Genomic DNA, 22,795 nt, shown 5'->3' with positions numbered 1-22,795 from the left:
GCATTAAGCGGGTGTTTATTTCATCAGTCGCTCCGCTCGTGTCCCACAACCGCCCAATTCAAATGCAGTAAGTCTTTTATGGTTGGATTAGGTTGAGTATTAAGCGGGTGTTTATTTTATCAGTCGCTCCGCTCGTGTTCCACAACCGGCTAATTCAAATGTAGTAAGTCGTTTATGGTTTGATTAGCCTTAGCATTAGGCGGGTGTTTTCCACAACCGCCTAATTTAAAAATCACTTCCGAAACCGGATCTCCACCCGCCGGTTCTGCGCCCGGCCCTCAGCCGTGGCGTTGTCCTCAAGAGGCTGCTCCGGGCCGTAGCCGGTAGCTTCCACCTGAGCAGGGGTACAGCCTTGTTGCAACAGGTAAGCTCTAGCGGCATCCGCCCGCCGTTGCGAAAGGGCTTTGTTGTATTCCGCTCCGCCCTGATTATCGGTATGGCCGGCAATTTCCACCGTGAGGTCGTAATCCTGCACGAGTTGGGCAAGCCGGTTGAGCTCGGGGTGGGAAGCGGGGTCAATGGTGTGGCTGTCGGTCTCGAAAAAGAGGTTTTTGAGGGGCAGGGAGAGCCCGGCTTCCCGGGCTTCGGGAATGCTGGGCACGGTTATATTTTCCTTTCTTTCCAGCTTGCCTGTTGCCTGCCGCAGATCAATATGGTTGCCGATCGGGTAGAGCCCTTCGCCCTCTACGGTGTAGCTGTAGCGCTGCCCCACCGGCAGGGTGATGAAGTACTGCCCGGTCTGTGGGTCGGGGTGCACCCTGGCGACTTCTTCCCCGGTTTCGAGGTCATTGACGATAAGCAGGGCATCCGCTGGTGCGCCGGACTGCCGGGTGAGGGTGCCGGTAACGGTGGCGACCGGTATGGGGCGGTGGGCTTCCGGTACGCCAATTTCATACAGCTCTTCTTTCCAGCCGGGTTCAAAACCGGAGAAATAGGCGGTGCGCCCATCCGTGCTGATGCGATAGCCCCAGTCGTAGCCAGGGCCGTTGATGTCTTTGCCCAGATTGACGGGTGGGGTCCATTCGGTCCAGCCATCGCCAATCCGGCGGGTGACGAAAACATCGAGTTCCCCAAAACCGCCGTGCCCGTCGGAGCTAAAGTAGAGGGTGCGCTGATCAGGATGGAGGAAAGGGCTGCGGTCTTCAAAAGGGGTGTTGAGGGTAGTACCCAGATTGATGGGCGGCCCCCACTGCCCGTCGCCCTGCCGGTAAGCGACAAATAAGTCGATGTTGTCTTCATTGCGCGCACCGATACAATCGATGGAGCGGGCGGCGAAGATCACTGCTTCCCCATCGGCGGCAATGGCCGACATGCCCTGCCAGTCGGGGCGGCGGTCTTCCGGGAAGAAGGGCACCGAGGGCGACCACCCCTCAACCGTACGCTCGGTATATTCCACCACGCCACCATCGTACATCAGTAGAGTGTTGCCATCGGGGGAGATGTTGAGGGGCGCTTCGTGGCTGCTTTTGGTGTTGAGGGCAGCGATGGGCTCCGGGTATTTCCAACCCGTTGGGGTGCGGTCCGCAAAGTAGATGTCTTCGTCCCCGTCGCGGTTGCGGCAAAAGTACATCCGCTGCCCGTCGGCGCTGAGCACAGGGGCGTATTCCCCATCAATGGAGTTGAGGGTGTCGCCCAGGCTGCGGGGCGCAATGCCTTCGGAGGGTGCGCGGAGGATTTGCTGCAACTGCTGAATGCGCTCGTCCTTTTCGCCAAAGTAGCCGGCAAACTGTTCGACTTTGGCCAGGGCACGGTCCCAGTTTTGAGCTTCTACATCCCGGGCAATGTATTGTTGCAGGGCGAAGTAGGCTTTTTGGGTGGGGGCGCCAAGCTCGATGTAACGCTCAAAGGCATCCTTCCGGTCGTCCGTAAAACCGAGGTCAAGGTCAGGGGCGAGCTGGGCAACGGTGATGGCTCGTTTCAGGTTGAAGCTATCGGAATAGAAGGGATAGCGGTTCTGGAACCCAAGCAGGTCGCCCCAGTCGCCGGTGAAGTAGTGGTACAGGTAGATGACCCGAACGGTCTTGGGCAGGTCGCGGTGGTCGGCCTCGCGGAGGATGTTTTCGGTTTTGGTAATCAGCGGGAAGGCCGAAAGTGCCCGGCTGATGGGGGCATCGAGCAGGGCAGCGGCATCGGGGAAATCGCTGAGCAACCGGAAGAGGTCGTTGAGGTTGGTGCTGTCCTGAGTAGTGAAGAAGGCTTCGAATACGGCGCGTTCCAGTTGAGGCTGCAGGGAGGGCAGGTATTCTTTGAGCTGAGGGGCGAAGGTCTCGGCAAACGCCTTCAGGCTGTCGTACTGGCTCCGTGCCTGCAACTCTTTGAAGCGGAGTTCCAAAAAGTTCTTCGTGCCCTCTGTTCGCAGTTCGTGGGAAAGCCGGCCGTAGTTGTCGAGGTAATAGGCTATTCCTGCGCTGCTGCCTTTGGCCTGATAGTACTTTAGGCCCTCTTCCCGTATGTCCTGCTTCAACTGATTGACCCGCTGCTCATCGTACCCCAGTTGCCCGGCTTTGCGCAGTTCCCGGTTGCTGAGCTTGCGGTACTGCCGTTGCCCTTCCCGCAGGTAATGGTAGGCGGAGTCGGGCTGATAGCAGGGGCATTCCGGGTTAAGGTGTTGACGGGCGAGCTGAATGTAGGCCCAGGCCCGCTCTTCCGGCGCGGCATCCGGTGCAGACAGCTGTTGCTGCAGGTCTTGGGTTTCGGGCAGGCCGGATTGGGCAAAGGCCAGAACAGGCAATATCAAAAGGATTAGGGCAGTCAGTCGCATGTAAGGCAAGTCTTGCTGATGAAAAAGTATACTCAGTAAACGCTTTTCTGCTCTTTTTACTTTCTCTGTGGCCGAAATATTACGGATTTTCCCGGTAGCCTTAGATTTCTTACCTTCGGCAGCAATGAGCAGACAAAAGAAATTCCGGGCTTTTGATGGGGTGTTCACGCCCTCCATTTTGACCATCCTTGGTGTGATCATGTACATGCGGATGGGTTGGGTGGTTGGTAATGCCGGGCTTTGGGGCTCGATTATTATTGTGGTCATTGCGCATGTGATCTCCTTTAGCACGGGCCTGAGCATTTCTTCCATTGCTACGGATAAGAAAGTTGGCGCGGGCGGGGTGTACTACGTATTGTCGCGCAGCCTGGGGCTGCCCATTGGTGGGGCGATTGGCCTGACGCTGTTTGTGGGCACGGCTTTGAGCATTGCGCTATACCTGGTGGGCTTTGCCGAGAGCTTCAATGCTTTCCTGGGGCTGAGTACCGATATTAATGGCATGCGGAGCACCGGGAGTTTATTCCTCTTCCTCCTGATGGTGCTGGCTTTTATTAGCACCTCTGTCGCCATCAAAACGCAGTTTTTTATCCTGGCGGCTATTGTCGCTTCCCTGGTGGTGATTTTCATGGGCGGCAGCCCGGCCGAGGCTGCCATTCCGGAAACGCTGGTTAGCGAAACGGTGCCTATGGAAACGGTTTTTGCCATCTTTTTCCCCGCGGTGACCGGCTTCACGGCAGGTATTGCGATGTCGGGAGATTTGGCGGACCCCAAGCGGGATATTCCGGCAGGGACCATTGCCGCGATTATCGTGGGTTTTGTGGTGTACCTCGCGCTGGCCATTTTCCTTTACAGTAAGGTAGACCTGGAGGTCCTCCGGTCGGATTACAACATCCTCCGCAAAATCTCGATCTGGGGCCCGGCGGTGATTGCGGGTATCTGGGGCGCGACGCTGTCTTCTGCTATTGGCGGCATTTTGGGCGCTCCACGGATTTTGCAGGCCATGTCGCTGGACCGGATTACGCCCCGCATTTTTGCCAAAGGCGCCGGGGCGGCCAATGAGCCCCGCAACGGGCTTATCCTCACCATCCTGATTGCAGAGGGCGGTATTCTGATCGGGGAATTGGACCTCATTGCCCGTATCGTCTCCATGTTTTACCTGGCGGCCTATGGTTTTATCAACATTGCCTTTTTTCTGGAAAGCTGGGCCAGTTCCGACTTCAAGCCCTCCTTTCGCGTAAGCAAATGGATTGGGCTGGTGGGCTTCATGGCGACCTTCGCGGTCATGTTTAAGCTGGATATGCTGGCTATGGTGGCGGCGTTGGTGGTGATTGGGGGTGTCTTTCTATGGCTGCAGCGCCGGCAGGTGAGCCTGGGCACGGGTGATGTCTGGCAGAGTGTCTGGTCGACGGTGGTCAAATCGGGGCTCAAGCGCATGGAGGTTACCGAAGACCACAAACGCAACTGGAAGCCCAACATCATGCTCTTTAGCGGCAGTTCTGAGCAGCGCCCCCATTTGATCGAGTTTGGGAAGACGCTGGCTGGTCAGGTGGGGATGGTAACCAACTTCGACCTGGTGGAAAACCGGCAGTCTAAGGTGCTCTTCCCCAAACACAAACAGAAAGTCAACGATGACCTCTTGCAAAAGTACGGTGTGTTTGGGCGGCGTATTGAGGTCAGCAACGTGTACAAAGGCATTGAGACGATAGCTACTACTTTTGGTTTTTCCGGGCTGGAGCCGAATACCGTGCTCATGGGCTGGGCCAAGAATACGCAGGACCCCATCTGGTTTGCCCAAATGACCGAGCGGCTGATCGACCTGGACTACAACGTGCTTTACCTGGACTACGACAAGCGCTGGGGCTTCCGCAAACGGGCACAAATTGACATGTGGTGGCGGGGCATCAGCAATAATGCCGAGCTAATGCTGCACCTGGCGCGCTTCATCGGCGCCTCCAACGAATGGCGCAATGCCCGCGTCCGGGTGCTGCTGGTCAATGATTTTAATGTGGACCGGCGCATGATTGAGAAGCGTATTCAGGCGCTGCTGGATGAGTTTCGCGTGGAAGCCGAGATCAAGGTCATAAATAACGCACTGGACCGCACTCCTTTTTACGACTTGATGAAGACGATGTCGGCGGAGGCGGATTTGATCTTCATCGGCATTCCTAACATTCAGACCGGGACGGAAGCCACTTTCGTGAAGCAGACCAACGAACTGGTAGGGCTCATTGGCACTACGCTGTTGGTCAAAGCATCGTCTACTTTCGAGACGACTGAGCTGGGGCTCAAGGACCTGGAGCAAAAGCAAATCTTTGAGCCCGGAAAGAGCCAGGCACTCGACGACCTGCAAATGCCCGAAGAGCGTCAGCTGGCGGAGGTGGTGCAGGCATTGGATGCAGGCTTGGAAAAGGCAATGGATCAGCTATCTGCCCGGGCGCTGGCGGTGGTACAGCAGCACTATCAGCAATGGGTGACAGATCAGGAATCTGCTTTTAGGGCTTTGCTGGATTCGGCAGCGGAGCACGAAACCCTTTCCATGCCTATGCTGGTCAGCCATTTGGAGGAGCTTCGCGGCCGTTCCGCTGCTTTCCGGCAACAGGAACTGGACAGCCTGTCGCAGTTGCTCGCAGAAGCACTGGAGCAGTATTTGACTTCCTGTGAGCAGGTATTAGAAGCTCTACCACAGCGTGTGGAACTGCAAAATGGTTCCGGGCGTACAAAAAAGGTCAGGCTGAAGCGGCCCGTTTTAAAATGGGCCCGCCGCCGGAATCAAATGGCCCTGCAGGAAGTCTTGCTCGATTTTGGGCAGCTGAATGCCCGCCTGATGCTGGCTAGCCGCCAATTGGCCCGCAAACTTCACCAACAGCTGGAGCCTAAAAGCAACCGGCCACTGACCGTGTTGTTGGAAGACGCCACCGCTCAGCTGGAAGAAGGCTTTGAACAACTCCGGCAGCAGGTGGATGGCATGGTCGCGAAACCGCTGATCAGGCTCCGCAACGAAGACCGCGCGCTTTGCAATGCCCTTAGCCGTCAGGAAAAGCCTGCTGATCTGAGCAAATGGCTAAAGCAGGAAAAACAAAAGTGGGGCAGAAAACCCGCCAAAGCAGCTGCGCAGGATATTGAAGCCTTCAGTGCGGCCTGGAAAAACAATCAGCAGTTGTTCCACCGCAATTTTGAAGTCAATCAGCAACTGACGCATGCGGCGCTGTTGTTGCGCTCCGGCAAAAACGATGCCCTGGACGCCCTGAGCGAAGTCTACGTGGGCGGTCTGACTGCACAAATGGAAAGCCTCAGGCAAGCCTGCCACACTTTAAAAACCCAATTGGAGCATGGTGCCACCGAGGCGCTGACGATGGCCCCCTTTCAGCGCGATGAAGAAGATATGGACAATACGGAATCTGTACTCTGGCACTTTATGGAGCAAACCGGCCGCATTACCTCGCCGCTTCCCGTTGAAGTGGAGCTTATGGATCAGGCCACGCGCCGGGATTTCAGGGCATTGCAGACTAAAGGGCAGCCACCCCTGAAATTGTCCCTGCTGGAAATTGCCGATTACCTGGTCGATACGCAGTTTTCCCAAATACTGGAGAATGAGCTCACCCTCCTGAGGCAGCAGCTGAACCCCCTTAGCGGGCAGATTTTCAATATCGGAAGTTTGCTCCACTACGGTGTGGATGCCGCGGAGGATGCCGAAAGCTATGAAGCCCTTTCCAGTATTCTGAATAAATCGGAGAAGCAACTGGCAGAACTGGGGCAGGAAGTGGCAGACGTATTCACGGCATTTCAGGCAGAACTGGACGAACAATTTGAAGCTACGGAATCAGCGCTGACGATTGACCACATCATTGCGCAGGCAGCGGCGCTGTCTCAGTACGTACGTAAGGAAAGCCGGCGCCGCGGTATTGTTGCCTGGCGCCGCAAGCTGGAAGAGCGCGTCACGATGCAGTGGGACCGGCTGCGGGACTATGCTGCTCAAAAGCAGGAAGATGTGGCACAGGCGGCCATGGAGCGCCGGGAGCAGGCGCTGCGCAGTGACCGGGACCGGCTACGGGTGTTTGCTAAAGCCGTTGGGCCGGTTCAGGCTGTGCGCGAAGCTTATCCTTATTATTACCGGCAGTTGTTCTCGGGCAAGCATCTCAATTTGCGGACCCGTTCAGAAAGCCGGGATGCAGCGTTGTTGCAGGTGCAGGAAGCCTTGCAAGACCGAAAAGAAGGGCCCGGTGGCGGCATATTGATTACCGGGGAAGCCCTGAGTGGCAAGAGCTACTTTTTGGAGTACGCTACGCGGCAGATTTTTGGGGGCAGTTACCTGAAAGTCATCCCTCCTCAGGGCGGTGCCACCTCTCCGAGAGCCTTACAAAAAGCCTTTGAGCAGGCGACAGGGAAAAGAGGGGCGCTATCGGCTTTATTGGAAGAAAGCCCGGGCGGCACCGTGTTTTTGCTCGAAGATATTGAGCTGTGGTGGCAGCGCGGGGCAGATCAGGGGCAGGCCTTCGGGCAATTGCTGGAAGCGGTGCAGGCATTTGGGAAGCGGCATGTTTTCCTGTTGAGTTGCAACCTGAATACCTTGCAGGTGCTTCGGGCACAGAGCCCGGTGGATGAAACTATGATTGCCACAGTCCTCCTCCGGCCATTGTCGCTTCAGCATTTGCGCGCGGCGGTTTGGGCCCGGCATAAGACCGGCGGAGTGCCCCTGCACATTGGAGGGCAGCCCGAGGAGTTGGTGCGGATGAAGGCCTGGGACCAGTTGTTTGGCCGGCTGCACCGCCAAAGCGATGGGAATATCGGGATAGCGTTGCGCCTTTGGCTGGCTCACCTTAGGACGGATGCTCAGGGCCGGAACAGGCTGGAAACTGCGATCCACCGGCCGGATTTTCCAGTTCTGGACGATGCTGCCTGGTACTTTGTGCTGTTGCAGTTGTATTTGCACCGGGCGCTGACCCACCGGCGGTTTGCCCGTTTGTTTGCTTCAGAAGGAGCCGACTGGGCAGGAGGGCGGATCAAAGAGCTGCAGCGCAGTCAGCTTTTAGTCCCCCACGAACGGGAAGTGCTGGAATTAAAGCCGGAGGTCCGCTATTACCTGGGGCAGTTGTTCACCGAAAAAGGCATGCTATGATCCAATTGTCTACTTTGCCATTAGGGTTAGTGCTCCTGCTTGGGCTGTTGGCCTTGCTGCTTCATGCGCTGCTGTACGCGCTCAAAAAGTATGGGCTGCCTCTTGTGAAGAGCCGGCGGCAGCGGCAACGCCTGGAGGCCTTATTGTTGAGAGTAGGGGTGGCCTTATGGTTGGGGTGGTCGGTTTTTGCATTTTACCGCCTGTTGCTGGCCTCCCCGGTTGTTGCAGGGGCAACGACCATTTTGCTGATCGTGCTGGGCTGGCCCTGGTGGAGGGATTTCTACCCCGGTCTTTTGCTGCGGCTGGAAGGAGACCTGCGCCCCGGCGATTACCTAAATTATGAGGGGCGGGCCTACAAAATTATGCAGCTGCGTGGCCGAAGCGCGAAGCTGGTGGGAGAAGACGGTGGCTTATTGGTACTGCCCTATCATCTGATTCAGGCACCTGCCATTCAACGGTCGGTGGAAAAAACGGCACTTTCCCCGTTTTCCTTTGAGGTGACGCTGGAGGGCCCCAACGCCCAACAGCGCCTGGAGCAATGGCTGGCCGCTTCACCCTGGACGGCACCGGCTTATCCGGCTACCGTCGCACCGCTTGGGCCTGATACTTACCGCATCACCGCTTACGCGCCAGACACCGATATTCAGGAGCGGCAGGAGGCTTACATCCGGCAGCAAACCGACGGGTAACGAAAAAATCGTTGATAAAATGGGTTTTTAGTTGGAGTAACGAAATTTTCGTTGTACATTTGTCCTATGAGACAACTAAACGAAAAAGAAGAGGCGGTAATGCAAGTGCTCTGGAAGTTAAAGCGGGCCTTTCTAAAAGAAATTGTAGCCGAGCTGCCACCGCCACCGGCACCAGTCACCACGATTTCCTCCATGGTGCGCAAGTTGGAGGGCGAAGGCTTCATCGGGCATGAAACCTTTGGGAAAAGCAACCGCTATTATCCGGCCGTGAGCAAGCAGGAGTACCGGAGCAAAGCATTCCGGCACCTGATGACGTCGTACTTTGAAAGTTCTGCCGAAGCTTTATTGTCCCATTTCGTACAGGAGGAGGAGGTTTCCTACGGTGAGCTGGAAGCCCTGCTCGACAAGATCAAAAAACAGGAGGATCATGATACCCAGTAGCGTCACCCAGTATCTGCTGGAGTCCAGCATCGGATTGGCGCTGTTTTACGCGCTCTATTACTTTTTGCTCCGCCGGGAAACCTTTTTCCAGTTCAACCGGGTGTACCTGTTGCTGATGCCGGCGGTGTCTCTTACTATACCTTTACTTCACTTTGAACAGGCGGCGGCTCCTTCCTCAATAGCGGGGGAGGTGCTCCTGCCGGTGATACGGGAAGCAACGTCAGCGAAGCTGCAAATTTACGGGCAGCTCATGGCCCCCACGCCCGCTTTCTCCCTGAGCCTGGCTGATATCTTGCTGGGGCTCTACTTTACAGGCGCACTTTTTATGCTGAGCCGGCTTAGTTTGCGCCTGCTGGCCTTACAGAGACTGATTCGCAGGAGCCGGCGGGAGCGAAAGGGGCGCTACACTTTGCTTACCCCCGACCGGGATATTCCGGCCAGCAGCTTTTTCAGTTACGTATTTTGGAAAGGCGATGGCCTGCCTGAAGCCAAGCGTATTATCCTTGAGCACGAACTGGTGCACGTCCGGCAGCGGCATAGCGTGGATGTGCTGCTGATGGAATGCTATCTGATTTTGAAGTGGTTTAATCCATTGGTCTATGCCTACCGGACGGCTCTGCAGCAGGTGCATGAATACATTGCAGATGCTTACGTATCCCGTGAATTAGGCAGCAGGCATACCTACGCACAGTTTTTAGCGCTGCAGCGGATGGGGCACAGCTGTCACCCGTTGGCTAATACTTTTGCGGCCCATCTAAGGAGCCGGCTTCAAATGCTGGCGCAGCGGGCATCGGCTCCCTGGCGGGTAGTGAAGTACCTGTCGGTGCTGCCGGTTGCGGTATTATTGGTGGTGCTGTTTGCTTTCAATTTGTCAGAGCAATTCCCCGGCGGTGGCTTGGAACGGGCCGGGCAGGCCGTGGATGCCTTTGCCCAGCGGGACGTGTTTACCACCTGGGGCGAACAACCGGAGGAGATGGCGGATGCCCTGGCCTGGGGGCCTTACCGTTTGCCGGTATTCAGCCCGGCGCAGCTAAGGGGTACCGAAAATACTTTGAAGGCTACCTTTCTGACGCCTGCCGCCCTGCATGCGCTGAGTGCTGAACGCCTTGAGTTGGTGATGGGCGATCAGGTGTTGTGGCGCAATAAGACGCAGGCTTTGCTTTACAGGGGGGCTCAGTTGATTCATAACTTTTCGGTAAAGGGCAGGCTGAAAGACTCCTGGCCAGCCGGGGTTGGGATGAAGGAGGATTTGGTACTCGTTTTGGCGGTGGAAGATGCCTGGGGGCGCCTGAGTTGCGGTATTATTGGTCTGGGTAAGGTGTATTCTGATGATCTCCGGGTGGCTATGATGGAGGCAGGAGTGTACGCTATGATGAAGGTTGCTGGCCCCAAGGCGGAAGGCAAGAAGACCGAACTTTGTGTGGCTTTGGCGGACGAGCATATTCAAAAGATCAATATTGTTCATACCTGGGAAACTAGTCCGTATCGGTTAAAATTGGGGCAAGAGCTACTGGGCGTGCAATGGTATAATCATCCGTTCGCCAGTGTTGCCGGAATGGTGATTCAGGAATTGGAGCCAAGTGCCTTGATGAATATTAAAAACCAACCCTTTAAGATTATTAATAGTGGAGAAGATTTAGAAATTGAGCAATTGTGTGTAAGCTTTGTCAAGCAAGGCGAACCGGCCCGGATTTTGGAAGCAGCCACGGCTGAAGAAGTCCAGGAAATTTGGAAGGAGGTAGTAACTGACCTAAGCCAAGGTGATCAGATACACCTCATCGCTCGTACAGTTGATGAAAAAGCGTTTTACACCAGTTTAGGCATCGGTATGTCACCTGACGTTGGACTGGCCTTTGAGGATGGGCTTTTCAGTGAGCGCTACGGTGAATTCTCCCGCCGTAAAGTGGATCCGTTGCCTAAGCCAAGTGCATTCCTGCGGCGCTCCGGCACAGAAATCCAATGGGGAGATTACAACTGGGTACTCCGGCAGCGGGCCGGGCGGGCGAGTGAAGCGGTCCGTTATCTTCCGGCAGAAGCACTGACCGCCCTGGCAACGGCCGAATGGTCGGCTACCTATCAGGGCGTACCGGTGGGCACGGATAGCCTGATGCTGTGGGATTATGACGGGGTAGAAGAGGGCATGAAGTTTACGCCTTTGTTCTCTGAAGCCGGGCAGCGCAGATTAAGGGTAGCTGCTCAGCGCACAGATACCTTCGAGCTACAGGTGGTCTTTGGTTTGGAAAATGGCGCTGACCGCGGGCGGCTTATTTTAAAAATCAATCAGGAACGGCCCATTGCGGCCGAAGCTGATACGCTGCGGCTGAAGCCATCTCTGGACCCTTTCCAGTTTGTTTACCGGCCGGGAGCGCCTACCCTCATTCGTTTGGATACGAGTGTGGCCCAGCACCGTTGGATGTATGAACAGTATGCCAATGATCCGAAGGTCAATGTGTTGCCCATCCCTGGTTTCCGTACGGTAGAGCGCTTGCGCCGGGAAGAGGAGGCTATAGTCCCGGAGCCGGAAATTAACAGAGTGGAACTGTTGCATGCGACGTATATTGATACGGATACCATACCGGAGTATTATGAGTTGTACGATAAGGCAATGACCTTTCATTGGCGTGGGCTGAGCGGTACCCGGAGTAATGAGGTGCAGTCCCTGCATGCCTTTCAGCATACCACCGAGGATGGGATGCTGTTGGAAATTGGAGGGTTGGAGTACCCGGTGCTGCAATTCGAGTTGGTCATCATACCGGAAGACGGTAAGGGCGTAACGCTGAAATCTAAATCTGCGGAGAATGTCACGGTGCAGCAACACCTTGCTGGCCTTAAGCCAAACAGCAGCTTGTTTTTGACGGATATGGTCATTCAGGATACCGATGGGCAGCAAAAGCGCCTGCCTGTCACCTTTAGTTTTAATTTAAAGTAGCGATGCAATGAAAAGAAGCTTTGTAGCCATGGCCTTCATCTTGTTGATGGTGGGCTGTCAAACTACACCGGAAACCGTAGCGCCTTCGCTGAGCCAAACGGAGCATTGGCAACTGGGCTGGCGTATGATTGTCAGTACTTTTGAGGAAGACTTTAGCACTGCTGCTCAACAGTTTGATTCGCTTCGGGCTTATTCGGACACCGTGGAGTTACGGTTCCTAATTGCCGGATTGGAAGTGCTGGAGCATCTTGGACAAATGGAAAAACGGGATTCTATTCTGGCGTTGCAGTCAGAATATACCTGGGGTACATTTTGCCAAAAGGGGTTGTATCTGGAACAAAAGCCTGCCCACATCCCGTGTACGAGAGACGATCAGCAACCTCAGGATACCGTGCTTCAGCGGCAACTGATCGCGATGGAGGTGCGGGACCAATTGGCACGCGGCAATGTGCAGGACTATCTGATAGAAGCGTTTAGGATTGATACTTCCGGTATGAGTTATGCGGACGGGGTAAAGGTAGATGCAGAAAACCGGGAAGCGCTAAAGGCAATCATTGAAGCGCACGGCTTTCCCACTGCTGAGCTGGTGGGGGAGGAAGGCATGCACGCTGTTTTTATCCTTATTCAGCATGCAGACCGGGACCCGGAATGGCAGAAGGCTCAGCTGCCTTACATTGAAGCAGCGGTGAAAAATGGCGGCCTGGATGGTCAGGACTATGCTTACCTGTACGACCGGATTCAGGTTAATGCCGAAAAACCCCAGCGCTACGGTACGCAGTTTTCAAAAGTTGATCCGGCCACCAAAACCATCGAATTGGCAGCAGTCGAAGACCCGGACAACCTCAACCAACGCCGAATGGAAGTGGGTATGATGCCTATCGAGGCTTATCGCGCTCTGGTACTGAGCCGTTTTCAATAATTTTTTACCGATAAAAACCATTTACCATGAGAAATCACCTGACTTTTTTATTCCTTTTCCTTTTTACGATTTGTGCTCAGGCTCAGGAAAAGCAGATGCCCGTCACTGTAAAGGCAGACTCCTTGCGGCAGGCAGGGGACTTGACTGAAGCTATCGCCCTATACCGGCAGGGTTATGAGCAGGATGCGGACGATTTTACGAATACATACAACATGGCTTGTGCTTATGCTTTGCTTAATAATCGGGATTCGGCATTCTACTTTTTGGAGCAAGCGCTGCCCTCCGATTCCACCGTGCTGATGATGCGCGACCCTGACCTTGTTTTCCTGTACGAAGATGACCGCTATCAGGCGCTGGCGGAAAAGCAGATGGAAAAAGTGGAAGCCGCGCACGGAAAGTATCAAAAGCCCGAGCTGGCCCGCACGCTGTGGCGCATGATGCAAACCGATCAGGCCTTTTATGGGCATACCCGGGTAGCAGAAGCGAAGCTGGGCCGCCGGAACATAATGACACCGGCAATCTGGGAACTCAAACACCGCATTAACGAAGATAATCAGGAAGCCCTGGTTGAAATCATTGAAGAAAATGGCTGGCCCTTACGTTCACAGGTGGGCGGTACAGCCGCTTCTGCTGCTTTTCTGGTCATTCAGCATGCGGATTATGAGCTGCAAAAACGCTACCTGCCCATGATCGAAGCGGCCTGCAAAGAGGGGGAGGCCAGCTGGTCGAGCTACGCGCTGATGTACGACCGCATACAAACCCGGGAAGATAAGCCTCAGAAGTATGGCTCTCAGGTACGGTTCAATCCGGAAACAGAAACCTACGAGCCTTTTCCCATCCTGGAGCCGGAATACGTAAATCAGCGGCGTGCGGAAGTCGGGTTGGGCCCGATTGAAAACTACCTCAGCCGTTGGGATATCGACTGGGAGTTGGAGCAAAAGACGAAGTAGCCCTTTTAGGATTGACGGAAAGCTTCAAAAGCTTCCATAAACCGGATGAGGGCAGGCAGAGAAAAGCGAAGTTTGTTGCTGTCCCAATCTGAAAAAGTGGCGTTCAGGTCTTTGTCCCACCGCACCTTGTCGTGGCTGATGGCGTTGCGCAAAAACTCAAGCACAAAGCTCAGCGTCATCGGCTTCCTGGAGAGGGAAGGGTGGAGGTTGAGGATTTCAAAGTCCGCCCAGTCAGTAGCCATCATTTTTTTAAGCACAGACTTTTTGGGCTTGTTCCGCTTGAGGCGTTCCCAGGGGCGGGCAATTTGCCCGTAGAGTTGTTGCTGCAGGAACGCAGGGGTTAGGAGCTGCGCCTGGCTTGGGGGCACGTCGGAGTGGGTATTCCAAAACTCGGCGAGGGTTTGGTTGGGGTGCTCCTGTAGGGCATGCTGTAGCCTTCGTACTAACGAAAGCAAGGAAGTTTCAGATCGTTTAGCCATGGTCATAAATGTAGGTATTTCCGAAGAAGCCTGATAAAGGTTAACGGCATATTTCATTACCTTTATGCCCTACTAATGAAGTTCAGGTTATGTCAATTATAAACGACTGGAAATTCGTCCTCTTACTCTGCCTCACCCTGGGCCTGGCGCCTTTCTATCCCGAGCCCCACATCTGGGGCAAGATCAAGTGGATACGTGGCGGGGCCGTGGGCATGCAGGCACTCGACTGGTTTGATGTCGTTCTGCATGGCTTCCCCTGGGTGCTGCTGATTCGGCTGCTCCTCCGCCGGTTGCCTTAGATTCCCGAAATTTTGGTTAGCTTTATACGTCTGAATCACTAAAACCTATTGATTTGAAACGTATACTGCTACTCCTGACCTTTGCCATGGCGCTGGGGCCACTGACTGCCCAGGAAGACTTCAAAGTCATCGGCTATCTGCCTTACTACCGGTTCAACTACAACAGTCAGATTGAATACGAACGACTGACCCACCTCAACCTCGCTTTTGCCAACCCCGATATGGAGGGTAACCTGGATATCGGTGGGCAGGACATCACCCCGATTGTCAATGCCGCTAAGGCGAAGGGCGTGGAAGTCTATATTTCTCTGGCAGGCGGTGCCCTGACCAATGAATGGGAACAGGCCTGGGAACACCTCATGCTGCCTGGAAACCGTTCAGCTTTCATTCATAAAATTATGCAGTACGTCGAACAGCACGAGCTGGATGGTATTGATTTTGACCTGGAATGGGGGCATGTCAATGAAAAGTACAGCCCCTTTGTGCTGGAATTGCGCGACTCCGTAGACGCCCATGGGCTGAAACTCACTGCAGCCCTGCCTGGTACCTATCGCTATCCTGATATTTCGGACGAAGCGCTGGCCGCCTATGACTGGATCAATATGATGGTGTATGACCTGACCGGTTCCTGGGACCCCGGCAACCCCGGGCCACACTCCCCATACTCCTTTGCCCTTAATGCGATGTTCTACTGGCAGGGACAAGGTGTAGCCAAGTCAAAGCTGACCCTCGGCGTGCCATTTTATGGTTATGATTTTGGGAGCACTCCGGTTTCCTCCTACCGCTATGGCACTATTGTGGACTGGGATCCTGAGAATGCCTGGGTGGATCAGGTAGACCAGGTATATTACAATGGCATCCCTACGATTGTACAGAAAACCCAGTTGGCAGAAGCTCAGCTATCCGGCATCATGATCTGGGAGTTGGGGCAGGATCATTTCTCTGACCTGTCCTTACTGCGCGCCATTGATGAAACGCTTAATGTGGTAGACGTTGAGGAGCCAATGGCAAGGACTAAAATGCTGGAGGTCTTCCCCAACCCTTTCCGGGAAAGTCTCACCGTGGCCAACACTTCCGATCAGACCGTTCAGTACCGCATCAGCAATGTGAATGGGCAGGTGCTCAGGTCTGCTGTGCTTAACGGGCAGTCTCATATGGAAGTGGGCACCTGGGACTTGCCGGGCGGTTTTTACTTGCTGACAGCTCAGACTGCTGAAGATCAGCAAACCTACAAGCTTGTAAAACGATAGCCATGCAAAAAGTAATTGGAGCATTCATTATACTGCTGCTGTTCAGCTGCGGTAAGCAGCGTCTGTGGGTCAAAGGAAAAGTACAGCAAAAATCGTTTGCCCGGGAAATTCCGGTACAGATCAAAAACGGGCTGATTTTCGTGGAGGTAGCCGTCAATGGCAGGCCCTGCAATTTTCTGATGGATACCGGTGCGCCTACCCTAATAGATGCCCAGTTGGTGGAGGAACTGGGGCTGAAAACCAAAGAATTCGGTACAGCTGTTGATTCTTACGACCGGCGTAACCGTATCGACTACACCGTATTAGAGACCATAACAATAGACAGCATCAACTTTACCCGGCAGGGCGCCCTGATTTCTGATTTGCGGAGTGTACCAGTCTTCGATTGCCTCGATATCGATGGGTTGCTGGGGGCTAATCTCATGCGCAATGCCTGCTGGCAAATGGATTACAAAAATGAAGTGATCCGTATTCAGGAAGATTGCGAGGGCTTTATTTACAGCGCAGATTGGATCGTGATGCCCTTCCGTGTCAATAATCAGGGAACGCCTAAGCTGTCGGTTATGCTCGGTGATAGTCTGCGCCTAAGTGACGTTACCCTGGACTTTGGTTCTTCCAGTGGCTTGTCGCTTGACTTAGAAGCCGTGGAGGAGATGTTTGACCCTGCTGGAGCAGACTTGTTTACCGCTGGTGCAGCCGGTGTAGGGCTCTATGGGGTGGAACTGGATTCCATTTGGTTTATGTCTCCGAAAGCGCTTTTCACTTCCCGTGAGGATCTGATTTTACCCGGTGTCCGGGCACGTATCCGGCGCAAAGGAGGCCATTTGTTTGGTACGCAGATCCTCCGGGCGTTCCGGTCTACAATCGACTGGCAAAACAATGAGCTGGTACTTGAGCCTGTGCCTATGGGCGAAAAGAGGAGCCCGGTCTGGAATAACTTTGGTTGCGCGCTGCAGCCGAATGGGGATATACTCGAAGTCGCCCAACTGGTTTATCCATCTTTGGCGGTGGAATCCGGTTTGGTGCTTGGAGATACAATCGTGGCCATCAATAGCCGCCCGGTAGATGCAACGGATTTTTGCGAAGCCAGAGCGCTTTTGGGAGCACCCGATCCAATCGAACTGACCATACAAAGGCAGGAGAACCATTTGACAGTGAACTTACGGCAGCAGGACCTTTTTGATGCTCCGCAGAACAAGTCTAATAAAAAGCCCTGAAGCACAAGGCGTACTTCAGGGCTGTAAGTCAATTCCCCCTTTATGGTTCTTACTGTTTCATCCACTTCAGAGTTTGAGTGGTGCCATCTGATTTGGGGATTTCCAGGAAGTACAAGCCATTTGGCAGGTTTTGAGTTTGCCAGGGTAGTTGCTGCGCACCTGGTTCGAACTGGCGTTGCTCAATCAGCTGTCCCATCGTATTGCGTAGGGAAACGGTTATTGGGAACGGCGTTGGCTGGCCCAACTCCACGGTAAATTGCCCGCTGGAAGGATTGGGGAAAATACGCGCCAGCGTTTCATGGTCAGCGGCTACTTCTGGGCCATCATGAGGCACAACAAGGCTTGGTGAAGCCCCCTGAACCGTTACGTTGCTGACGATCGCATTGACAGTACCATTCGGGGTATGGGTGAAGGTTGCGATGCCTACTTCAACGCATTCTGGCAATTCCATGTACACCTGATGGATCAGTACCCAGTTATTGCCAGCGTTTCTGTAGTACCCCCGGAACCAGTTGCCCTGCCGTACGATGCGCAGCCAGAAGGGGAAAGAAGCATACAGATGAGTGTCATGGTGTGGTGCACCGGTCTGATAGCGTGTTTCCCAGCGGGTCAGGTTCGTGCCATTAGAGTAGAATGCAATCTTGCGGGCACCCGGAGCATCGCTTTCGCGAATCATCAGGCCAACGTATCCGCCTGTGACTTCTCTGACTCGTGCCTGTATACCGCCATTGCCGCATAAGGTTTGACCAATGAAGCTTACATCATCAGAGGTGTCATCGCCCAGATTATTGGCACCTGAACTAAGGGTGAAGTCTCCGTTTGCAGGGTTGTTCCGTGTACAGGGGTCGAAGCTATAGGTGCTGCCATCGCCCTGATCACCGATGTCGGCAGTAGTCCATGGCGCTGGCAGTTCCGTGCCTTCCACTATGGTGATTACGCCTTCACAGCTTACATTATTGCCATCCTCGTCAGTGGCTTGCAGGGTGACAATATGCTCGCCCCGGGTGGAGCAGTTAAAGGTGTTGGGCGCTACGGAAAGCAGGTTGATGGCGCAGTTGTCAAAGCTGTTGGCCTCATCGAACAGATTATCAGGAGTAAGGCTGGCATTGCCGTATGGATCAAGCGCTTTGACGAAGCTCTTGCAGAATACAACGGGGGCAATATTGTCCCGTACCGTAACCGTGGCGTTGCACTGGCTTTGGTTATTACTGCCATCTTTCAGGCTGAGGGTGATCGTATTGGTGCCGAGGTCGTCGCAACTGAAGGTGCCTTTGGAAATATTGCGCTCGCTAATGCCGCAGGCGTCAAAGGAGGCATCGTCCACCTCTTCAGGGTCAATAAACGCCATGCCCTCTTCGTTTAGGTAAATGGTTATGTCTTTACAGCTCGGGGTAGGCGGGACGGCATCGATAACCTGAATGGAGGCTGAATTGGAAGCCTCATTCCCGCTCAGGTCAGTCGCTTTTAGCATCACGGTTTGAGGGCCGAGGTCATTGCAATTGAATACGGACTTGTCCAGTTCATAGTCCGCAATGCCGCAGTTGTCGGTCGAATTGTTGTTGACATCTTCCGGGTTCAGTACCGCTTCTCCATTAGCGTTGAGGTACAGATCATAGGATTTGGTATTGACGACTGGCAGACCGGTATCCATTAAGGTAAAGTTTCGTTCATAGTCCGCCTCATTGCACCGATCATCTGAGCCTGTCCAGTTGTACACGGTAGGGCCAACATCTGCACAGGAGTAGGTTTGAGCGGATGCATTACGGATTTCGGTACCTCCCCCTTCCTGATCGGTAAACGAATCCAGAAAGTCATCCAGGTCCAAATCAATAGTAGGGGTGCTCAGGTTAATGACCTGGGAGCCGGTGGTGTAGGTGGCAACCGGTGCCTGCTGGTCGGGCTGTAATTGGATGGGCGTGCCCTGAATGTCCTCAAATGCGCCATCTGTGACATCAAAGGTCTCATCATAGATAACGATATCTTCAACCGGGAAATGAAGGTCATCATCAAAGATGAAAAACTCCTCCATTATCGGTTCGAACTCAATGTTCAAACACTGTACGCCGTCGAAATTAAACGGAGGAATATTGGGCTCACAAATTTCCTGCTCAAAGCCTCCAACTTCGAGTTCCCCCTTCAGGATTTCAAGGCCCACTTCAAAAACGACCTCTTCGGTGATAGCGGTAGACAGTTTGTCGTTGACCATGATGAAAGAAGGGGTGACCATCGTTGGCTCAGGGGCACCGTCTGGGTACCTTACCCGCAATGTGTGGCCGGCTTTAATAGTCGCTGTTGACCCTGTTCCAGTATTGATCACACTGTTCGTACCTGGGTCAACCTCTTCGTACTGCAGCGTCTGACTAAATGCAAATTGGATATTGACCTCCCCTTCAAACTCCACTTTTCTGCGCTGTGCTATTTCCAGCCCCAGGGGCGTATTGAATGCAGTGAAATCGACGGAGGCGATGCCGGCATCAAACCCGATACTCAAAGGGATACCCGTAAAGTACTGCTGGAAATTGAGCGGGCTGAAGTGAATATTAACGAAGTTTTTCAGGGAGTTGTCACTTAATTTTTTCCCCGTCAGGTTGTCCGGCCCATCTCCGGCAAAGGGATTATCGATTGTCCCACCCAAAAAGATGGCATCTTCAATGAAGGCAGGGATGGTAACCGGAAAGGAACCAGGTATTGTCCCGCTTGGTGCGCTCAGGCCTGGGATATAGTCCCAGGGCCAGGTAATACCGGTACTGGTATTCAGGCCAAAGAAAGGATCTTCCCAACCATCGCCAAAGTCCTGCCAGTTACTTGAGGTAGCGCTTCCAAAGCCCTCAGGAGCCGATATTTCCTCCAGATTGCCAATTGAAGCAGATACGCCGCCGGTAAAAGAAGTCCCCAGCTCAAAGTCGAGGGTAGGTGGGGTGACCGCGAGGTCGTACCCTGTGCCGACAGTGCAATCGGTTGTAATTTCTAACCAGTCGTTGCAGCCAAACGTATTGGCATCCGGGTATTGAATAGTGATGTCAAGAGGATAGGTGATGTCGACCTGTCCGCCATTCAATTCTTTGAGTTGGAAATAGGCACCAAACTCTATGCCTCCCTTGAGGAACAACAGATCAAGGATGCTCTCATCCACGAACTGAGAGACTTTCCCATCGCCAAGGAATTGCTTGCCGAGGTTTAGGCCCGCTGGCGTACCGCCGTTGGCTTCGAATAAGCTTTGCCCATTGGCTTGAAAAACAGGGTTGAAATTTGCAGTCTGCTGCCCATAGGATAGCCCAGGCAGCATGATGCCGAGCACAAGCAGGAATGCCCGGAATGGAGTGAGGTGAAAGTAGTGCATGTTGATTAGTTTTGATAATGTGACTTTTCCGGGCCATAAAGGGGGCGGCCTCGGATTGAACATTACAAAACTAGTCGGGAGGAGTATTGAAATAAGCCGGATGTCGCCAAAGGGATAAGGTTGATTCATGAATGGAAAAACTCCATGCATGAATGGAATGGACTTACTGAGCTATTGGCAAACGAATGCTGCACAGAGTGCCGCCACCTGATTGAGCCTCAATATGGAACGTACCCTGATTGCGTACTGCAAAGGCGTTGCATAGCGAGAGGCCTAATCCGGTGCCCCGCTCCCCGGAGGTCCCTTCCCGGCTTTCAGCAGACCGCCCTTCCATTACGGCTGCAATTTGGCTTGCAGACATGCCTTGCCCGGTATCTTCTACAGATAACACTACCTGCTGCCCATCCTGCTTTCCAGATACCCGGATACTTCCTGATGTGGGGGTGAATTTGATAGCATTGCTGATCAGGTTGCGCAGGATGAGTTGTATGCTGTTTTGGTCGGCAAAGGCATTGAGACTGGCCGGGACCTCATTGATCAGTTGGATGTCCTTCAGTTCAGCATGGGACTCGAACAGTTGGAGCGTATGTGCAGCTTCTTGTTGCAGATGCAGAGGAGTGGGCTTCAACCGAACACCTTCCAGTTGAGTGAGTGCCCACTGCAGGAGGTTGTCAAGCAGCGTATTGAGGTTGGCTGCGCTTTTGTTGACCTGCCCGAATACCTGTTCTAAGCGGTCCAGGTTGCGGTTTTTGAGGTGAAAACCGACGATTTGTGCCAATTGCTGGAAGGCACTGGCTTCTCCCCGCAAGTCGTGGGCAATAATGGCAAACAACTGGTCTTTGGTCTGATTGAGCTCGGCAAGCTTTAGGTTTTGGGCGGCAATTTGGCGCCTGCCCTGAAGGACCTTGCGGTACAGTATCCCTAAGACGGAGAGGAGGAACAATAATATGGCTACGGCGGCCAGAATACGGTTGCGCTGTTTGATCGTTTGCTGGTTCTCCAGCTTAAGGAATTCGTTCTCTGCCTCCGTTTTTTCCGTTTCGTACCGGGTCCGGATTTCCTGTATAGCCGCGCGGTTTTCAGCTTTGGAAAGGCTGTCAGCGATGGCAGTGCTTTCCTGATAGGCTACTAAGGCATTTGCATGATCCCCTAATTCCTGGTACGCCTTAGAAAGCAGCTTGGCTGCATCCCCCCTAAGGTGAGGAAGCCCGATCTGATCGGCAGTGCGCTGACTTTCTAAAAGTAAGCCAATGGCACGTTGCGGCTGCCCCAGCTGTATGCACCCGTCGGCAATATTAGTTAAACTGTAAATGAAGTATCCGGGGTCCGCACCTGCTCTGGCCTGAGCTTCCGCTTCAGAAAGGTAGCTCAGGCCCTGCTCTTCAGCGCCTTGCTTCAGGGACAAAAGGCCTAAAATGGACAACGCGTAGCTGGTACTGGAAGGGTCCTGCATCTTTTTGCCCATGTCCAGCGCATAATCCAAAACTTCCCGGGCGGTTTCCAGCCTGGACACTTCAATCAGGTACACACCATAGTCTGACAGGCCTATCGCCAGTTCTCTGTTGACGAACTGATGGGTACGGACCAGTTGCCAGGACTGTTCCCGGTAGCGGCCCTCCTGCAGGGTATCGCCCATATTTCCATAAATGGTACCAAGGTTTTCATATAACCCGGCCAGGTGGTTGTTGTTGCCCAGCGCTTCATCAATGGCTATGGCCTCCAACAGATAACTGATCCCCTCCTCCTGATTAATCTGCATATTGGCCAGATTTTCAAGGATATAGGGCAGTATCTCTTTGAAATCAATACGTTTTGCTGCTTCAAGTGCCTGGTTATAATTGAGTATAGCAGAATCTGGTTGCCCCAGTTGCCGGAAGGTGCTGCCGAGGTTGAACAAGGCTGCGGTGGCCTTTTTGCGATAGTCCAGGCTGGGGGCTTCCATGCTGGAAACAATGGCTTCCATCTGTATGTAGTAGTACCTGGCAGAGTCAGCCTGGCTTTGGTAAAAGAAAATATTCCCAAGCAGGTTGTAGGCTTCAAGCCGGACTTTGTCTGAGGGGCTGGGGGCAAGCGAAAGCGCCTCATGTACCATGCCTTTGGCAGGCTCAAATCCACCATTCATACATTCGTAATCGGCAAGGCAGATTTGAGCAAGAGCCAGCTGCTCTTTATCCTGAGTGGCTTCCGCTGTAGCCATAGCTGCTTCCGCAAAGGCGAAACCCGGCTCCGGATTGATCTTGAGGTACTGTTTGGCAAGCTGAAGGTTGATGGTAAACCGCTCAGCTTGTGAGAGGTCATTCTTCAAAAGCTGTTCCAGACTGTCGAGGGTTGCAGGCTGGCCGCTCAGAAGGGCGGGCAGAAGGAAGGCGCTCAGGCTGATGAGCAGCCAAAAGGTCTGTTTCACG

Annotated in this window: 13 protein-coding genes; 9 read left to right on the top strand and 4 right to left on the bottom strand. The window is 53.8% G+C overall.

Annotated elements, in window-relative coordinates:
* Nucleotides 1-232: 232 nt before the first annotated feature.
* Nucleotides 233-2,962 (bottom strand): OmpA family protein, encoded by a 2,730-nt coding sequence (locus MRY86_RS25110; protein ID WP_293572015.1) that lies wholly within the window; start codon nucleotides 2,960-2,962, stop codon nucleotides 233-235.
* On the opposite strand from MRY86_RS25110, the gene MRY86_RS25105 reads away from it, so the two are divergent.
* The 6 genes from MRY86_RS25105 to MRY86_RS25080 all read left to right on the top strand — a co-directional run bounded on the left by MRY86_RS25105 (nucleotide 2,886) and on the right by MRY86_RS25080 (nucleotide 13,805).
* Entirely contained in the window at nucleotides 2,886-7,877 is a 4,992-nt protein-coding gene (locus MRY86_RS25105) for a hypothetical protein (protein WP_293567601.1), read from the top strand. The two genes, MRY86_RS25110 and MRY86_RS25105, sit on opposite strands and share 77 nt — an antisense overlap.
* Nucleotides 7,874-8,566: a hypothetical protein gene (locus tag MRY86_RS25100; RefSeq protein ID WP_293572013.1), complete on the top strand. Its 693-nt coding sequence runs from the start codon at nucleotides 7,874-7,876 to the stop codon at nucleotides 8,564-8,566. The genes MRY86_RS25105 and MRY86_RS25100 overlap by 4 nt, the downstream gene beginning before the upstream one ends.
* A 66-nt stretch (nucleotides 8,567-8,632) precedes the next feature.
* On the top strand, nucleotides 8,633-9,007 hold the full coding sequence (locus MRY86_RS25095) for a BlaI/MecI/CopY family transcriptional regulator (RefSeq protein ID WP_293568176.1): 375 nt from the start codon (nucleotides 8,633-8,635) through the stop codon (nucleotides 9,005-9,007).
* Nucleotides 8,994-11,936 (top strand): M56 family metallopeptidase, encoded by a 2,943-nt coding sequence (locus MRY86_RS25090; protein ID WP_293568178.1) that lies wholly within the window; start codon nucleotides 8,994-8,996, stop codon nucleotides 11,934-11,936. Before MRY86_RS25095 ends, MRY86_RS25090 begins: the two co-directional genes overlap by 14 nt.
* Before the next feature lie 7 nt (nucleotides 11,937-11,943).
* On the top strand, nucleotides 11,944-12,855 hold the full coding sequence (locus tag MRY86_RS25085; protein ID WP_293568180.1) for a DUF6624 domain-containing protein: 912 nt from the start codon (nucleotides 11,944-11,946) through the stop codon (nucleotides 12,853-12,855).
* Between the two features lie 26 nt (nucleotides 12,856-12,881).
* Nucleotides 12,882-13,805 carry a DUF6624 domain-containing protein gene (locus MRY86_RS25080; protein WP_293572012.1) on the top strand — a complete coding sequence of 308 codons (924 nt, stop codon included), beginning with the start codon at nucleotides 12,882-12,884 and terminating at the stop codon, nucleotides 13,803-13,805.
* 5 nt (nucleotides 13,806-13,810) lie between these two features.
* Here the strand turns inward: MRY86_RS25080 and MRY86_RS25075 are convergent, their stop codons facing one another.
* Complete coding sequence (locus MRY86_RS25075; protein WP_293564037.1) at nucleotides 13,811-14,284, bottom strand: hypothetical protein; 474 nt, start codon at nucleotides 14,282-14,284, stop codon at nucleotides 13,811-13,813.
* An 89-nt stretch (nucleotides 14,285-14,373) separates the two neighbouring features.
* Here MRY86_RS25075 and MRY86_RS25070 point away from each other — a divergent pair, with 89 nt between their 5' ends.
* The 3 genes from MRY86_RS25070 to MRY86_RS25060 are packed head-to-tail and all read left to right on the top strand — an operon-like array spanning nucleotide 14,374 to nucleotide 17,050.
* A complete protein-coding gene (locus tag MRY86_RS25070) occupies nucleotides 14,374-14,583 on the top strand; it encodes a hypothetical protein (RefSeq protein WP_282779195.1) in 210 nt (69 codons plus the stop codon).
* A 53-nt stretch (nucleotides 14,584-14,636) separates the two neighbouring features.
* A complete protein-coding gene (locus MRY86_RS25065; RefSeq protein ID WP_293564036.1) occupies nucleotides 14,637-15,833 on the top strand; it encodes a glycosyl hydrolase family 18 protein in 1,197 nt (398 codons plus the stop codon).
* Nucleotides 15,834-15,835: 2 nt separating this feature from the next.
* Nucleotides 15,836-17,050 (top strand): aspartyl protease family protein, encoded by a 1,215-nt coding sequence (locus tag MRY86_RS25060; RefSeq protein WP_293564035.1) that lies wholly within the window; start codon nucleotides 15,836-15,838, stop codon nucleotides 17,048-17,050.
* A 49-nt stretch (nucleotides 17,051-17,099) separates the two neighbouring features.
* Here the strand turns inward: MRY86_RS25060 and MRY86_RS25055 are convergent, their stop codons facing one another.
* Complete coding sequence (locus MRY86_RS25055) at nucleotides 17,100-20,390, bottom strand: T9SS type A sorting domain-containing protein (RefSeq protein ID WP_293572010.1); 3,291 nt, start codon at nucleotides 20,388-20,390, stop codon at nucleotides 17,100-17,102.
* 163 nt (nucleotides 20,391-20,553) lie between these two features.
* Complete coding sequence (locus tag MRY86_RS25050; RefSeq protein WP_293569417.1) at nucleotides 20,554-22,794, bottom strand: ATP-binding protein; 2,241 nt, start codon at nucleotides 22,792-22,794, stop codon at nucleotides 20,554-20,556.
* Nucleotide 22,795 lies beyond the last annotated feature (1 nt).

Origin of the sequence: Phaeodactylibacter sp. (assembly GCF_022763345.1) — a bacterium.
Lineage (GTDB): Bacteria > Bacteroidota > Bacteroidia > Chitinophagales > Saprospiraceae > Phaeodactylibacter.
This window is presented reverse-complemented; position numbering and strand designations above follow the sequence as displayed.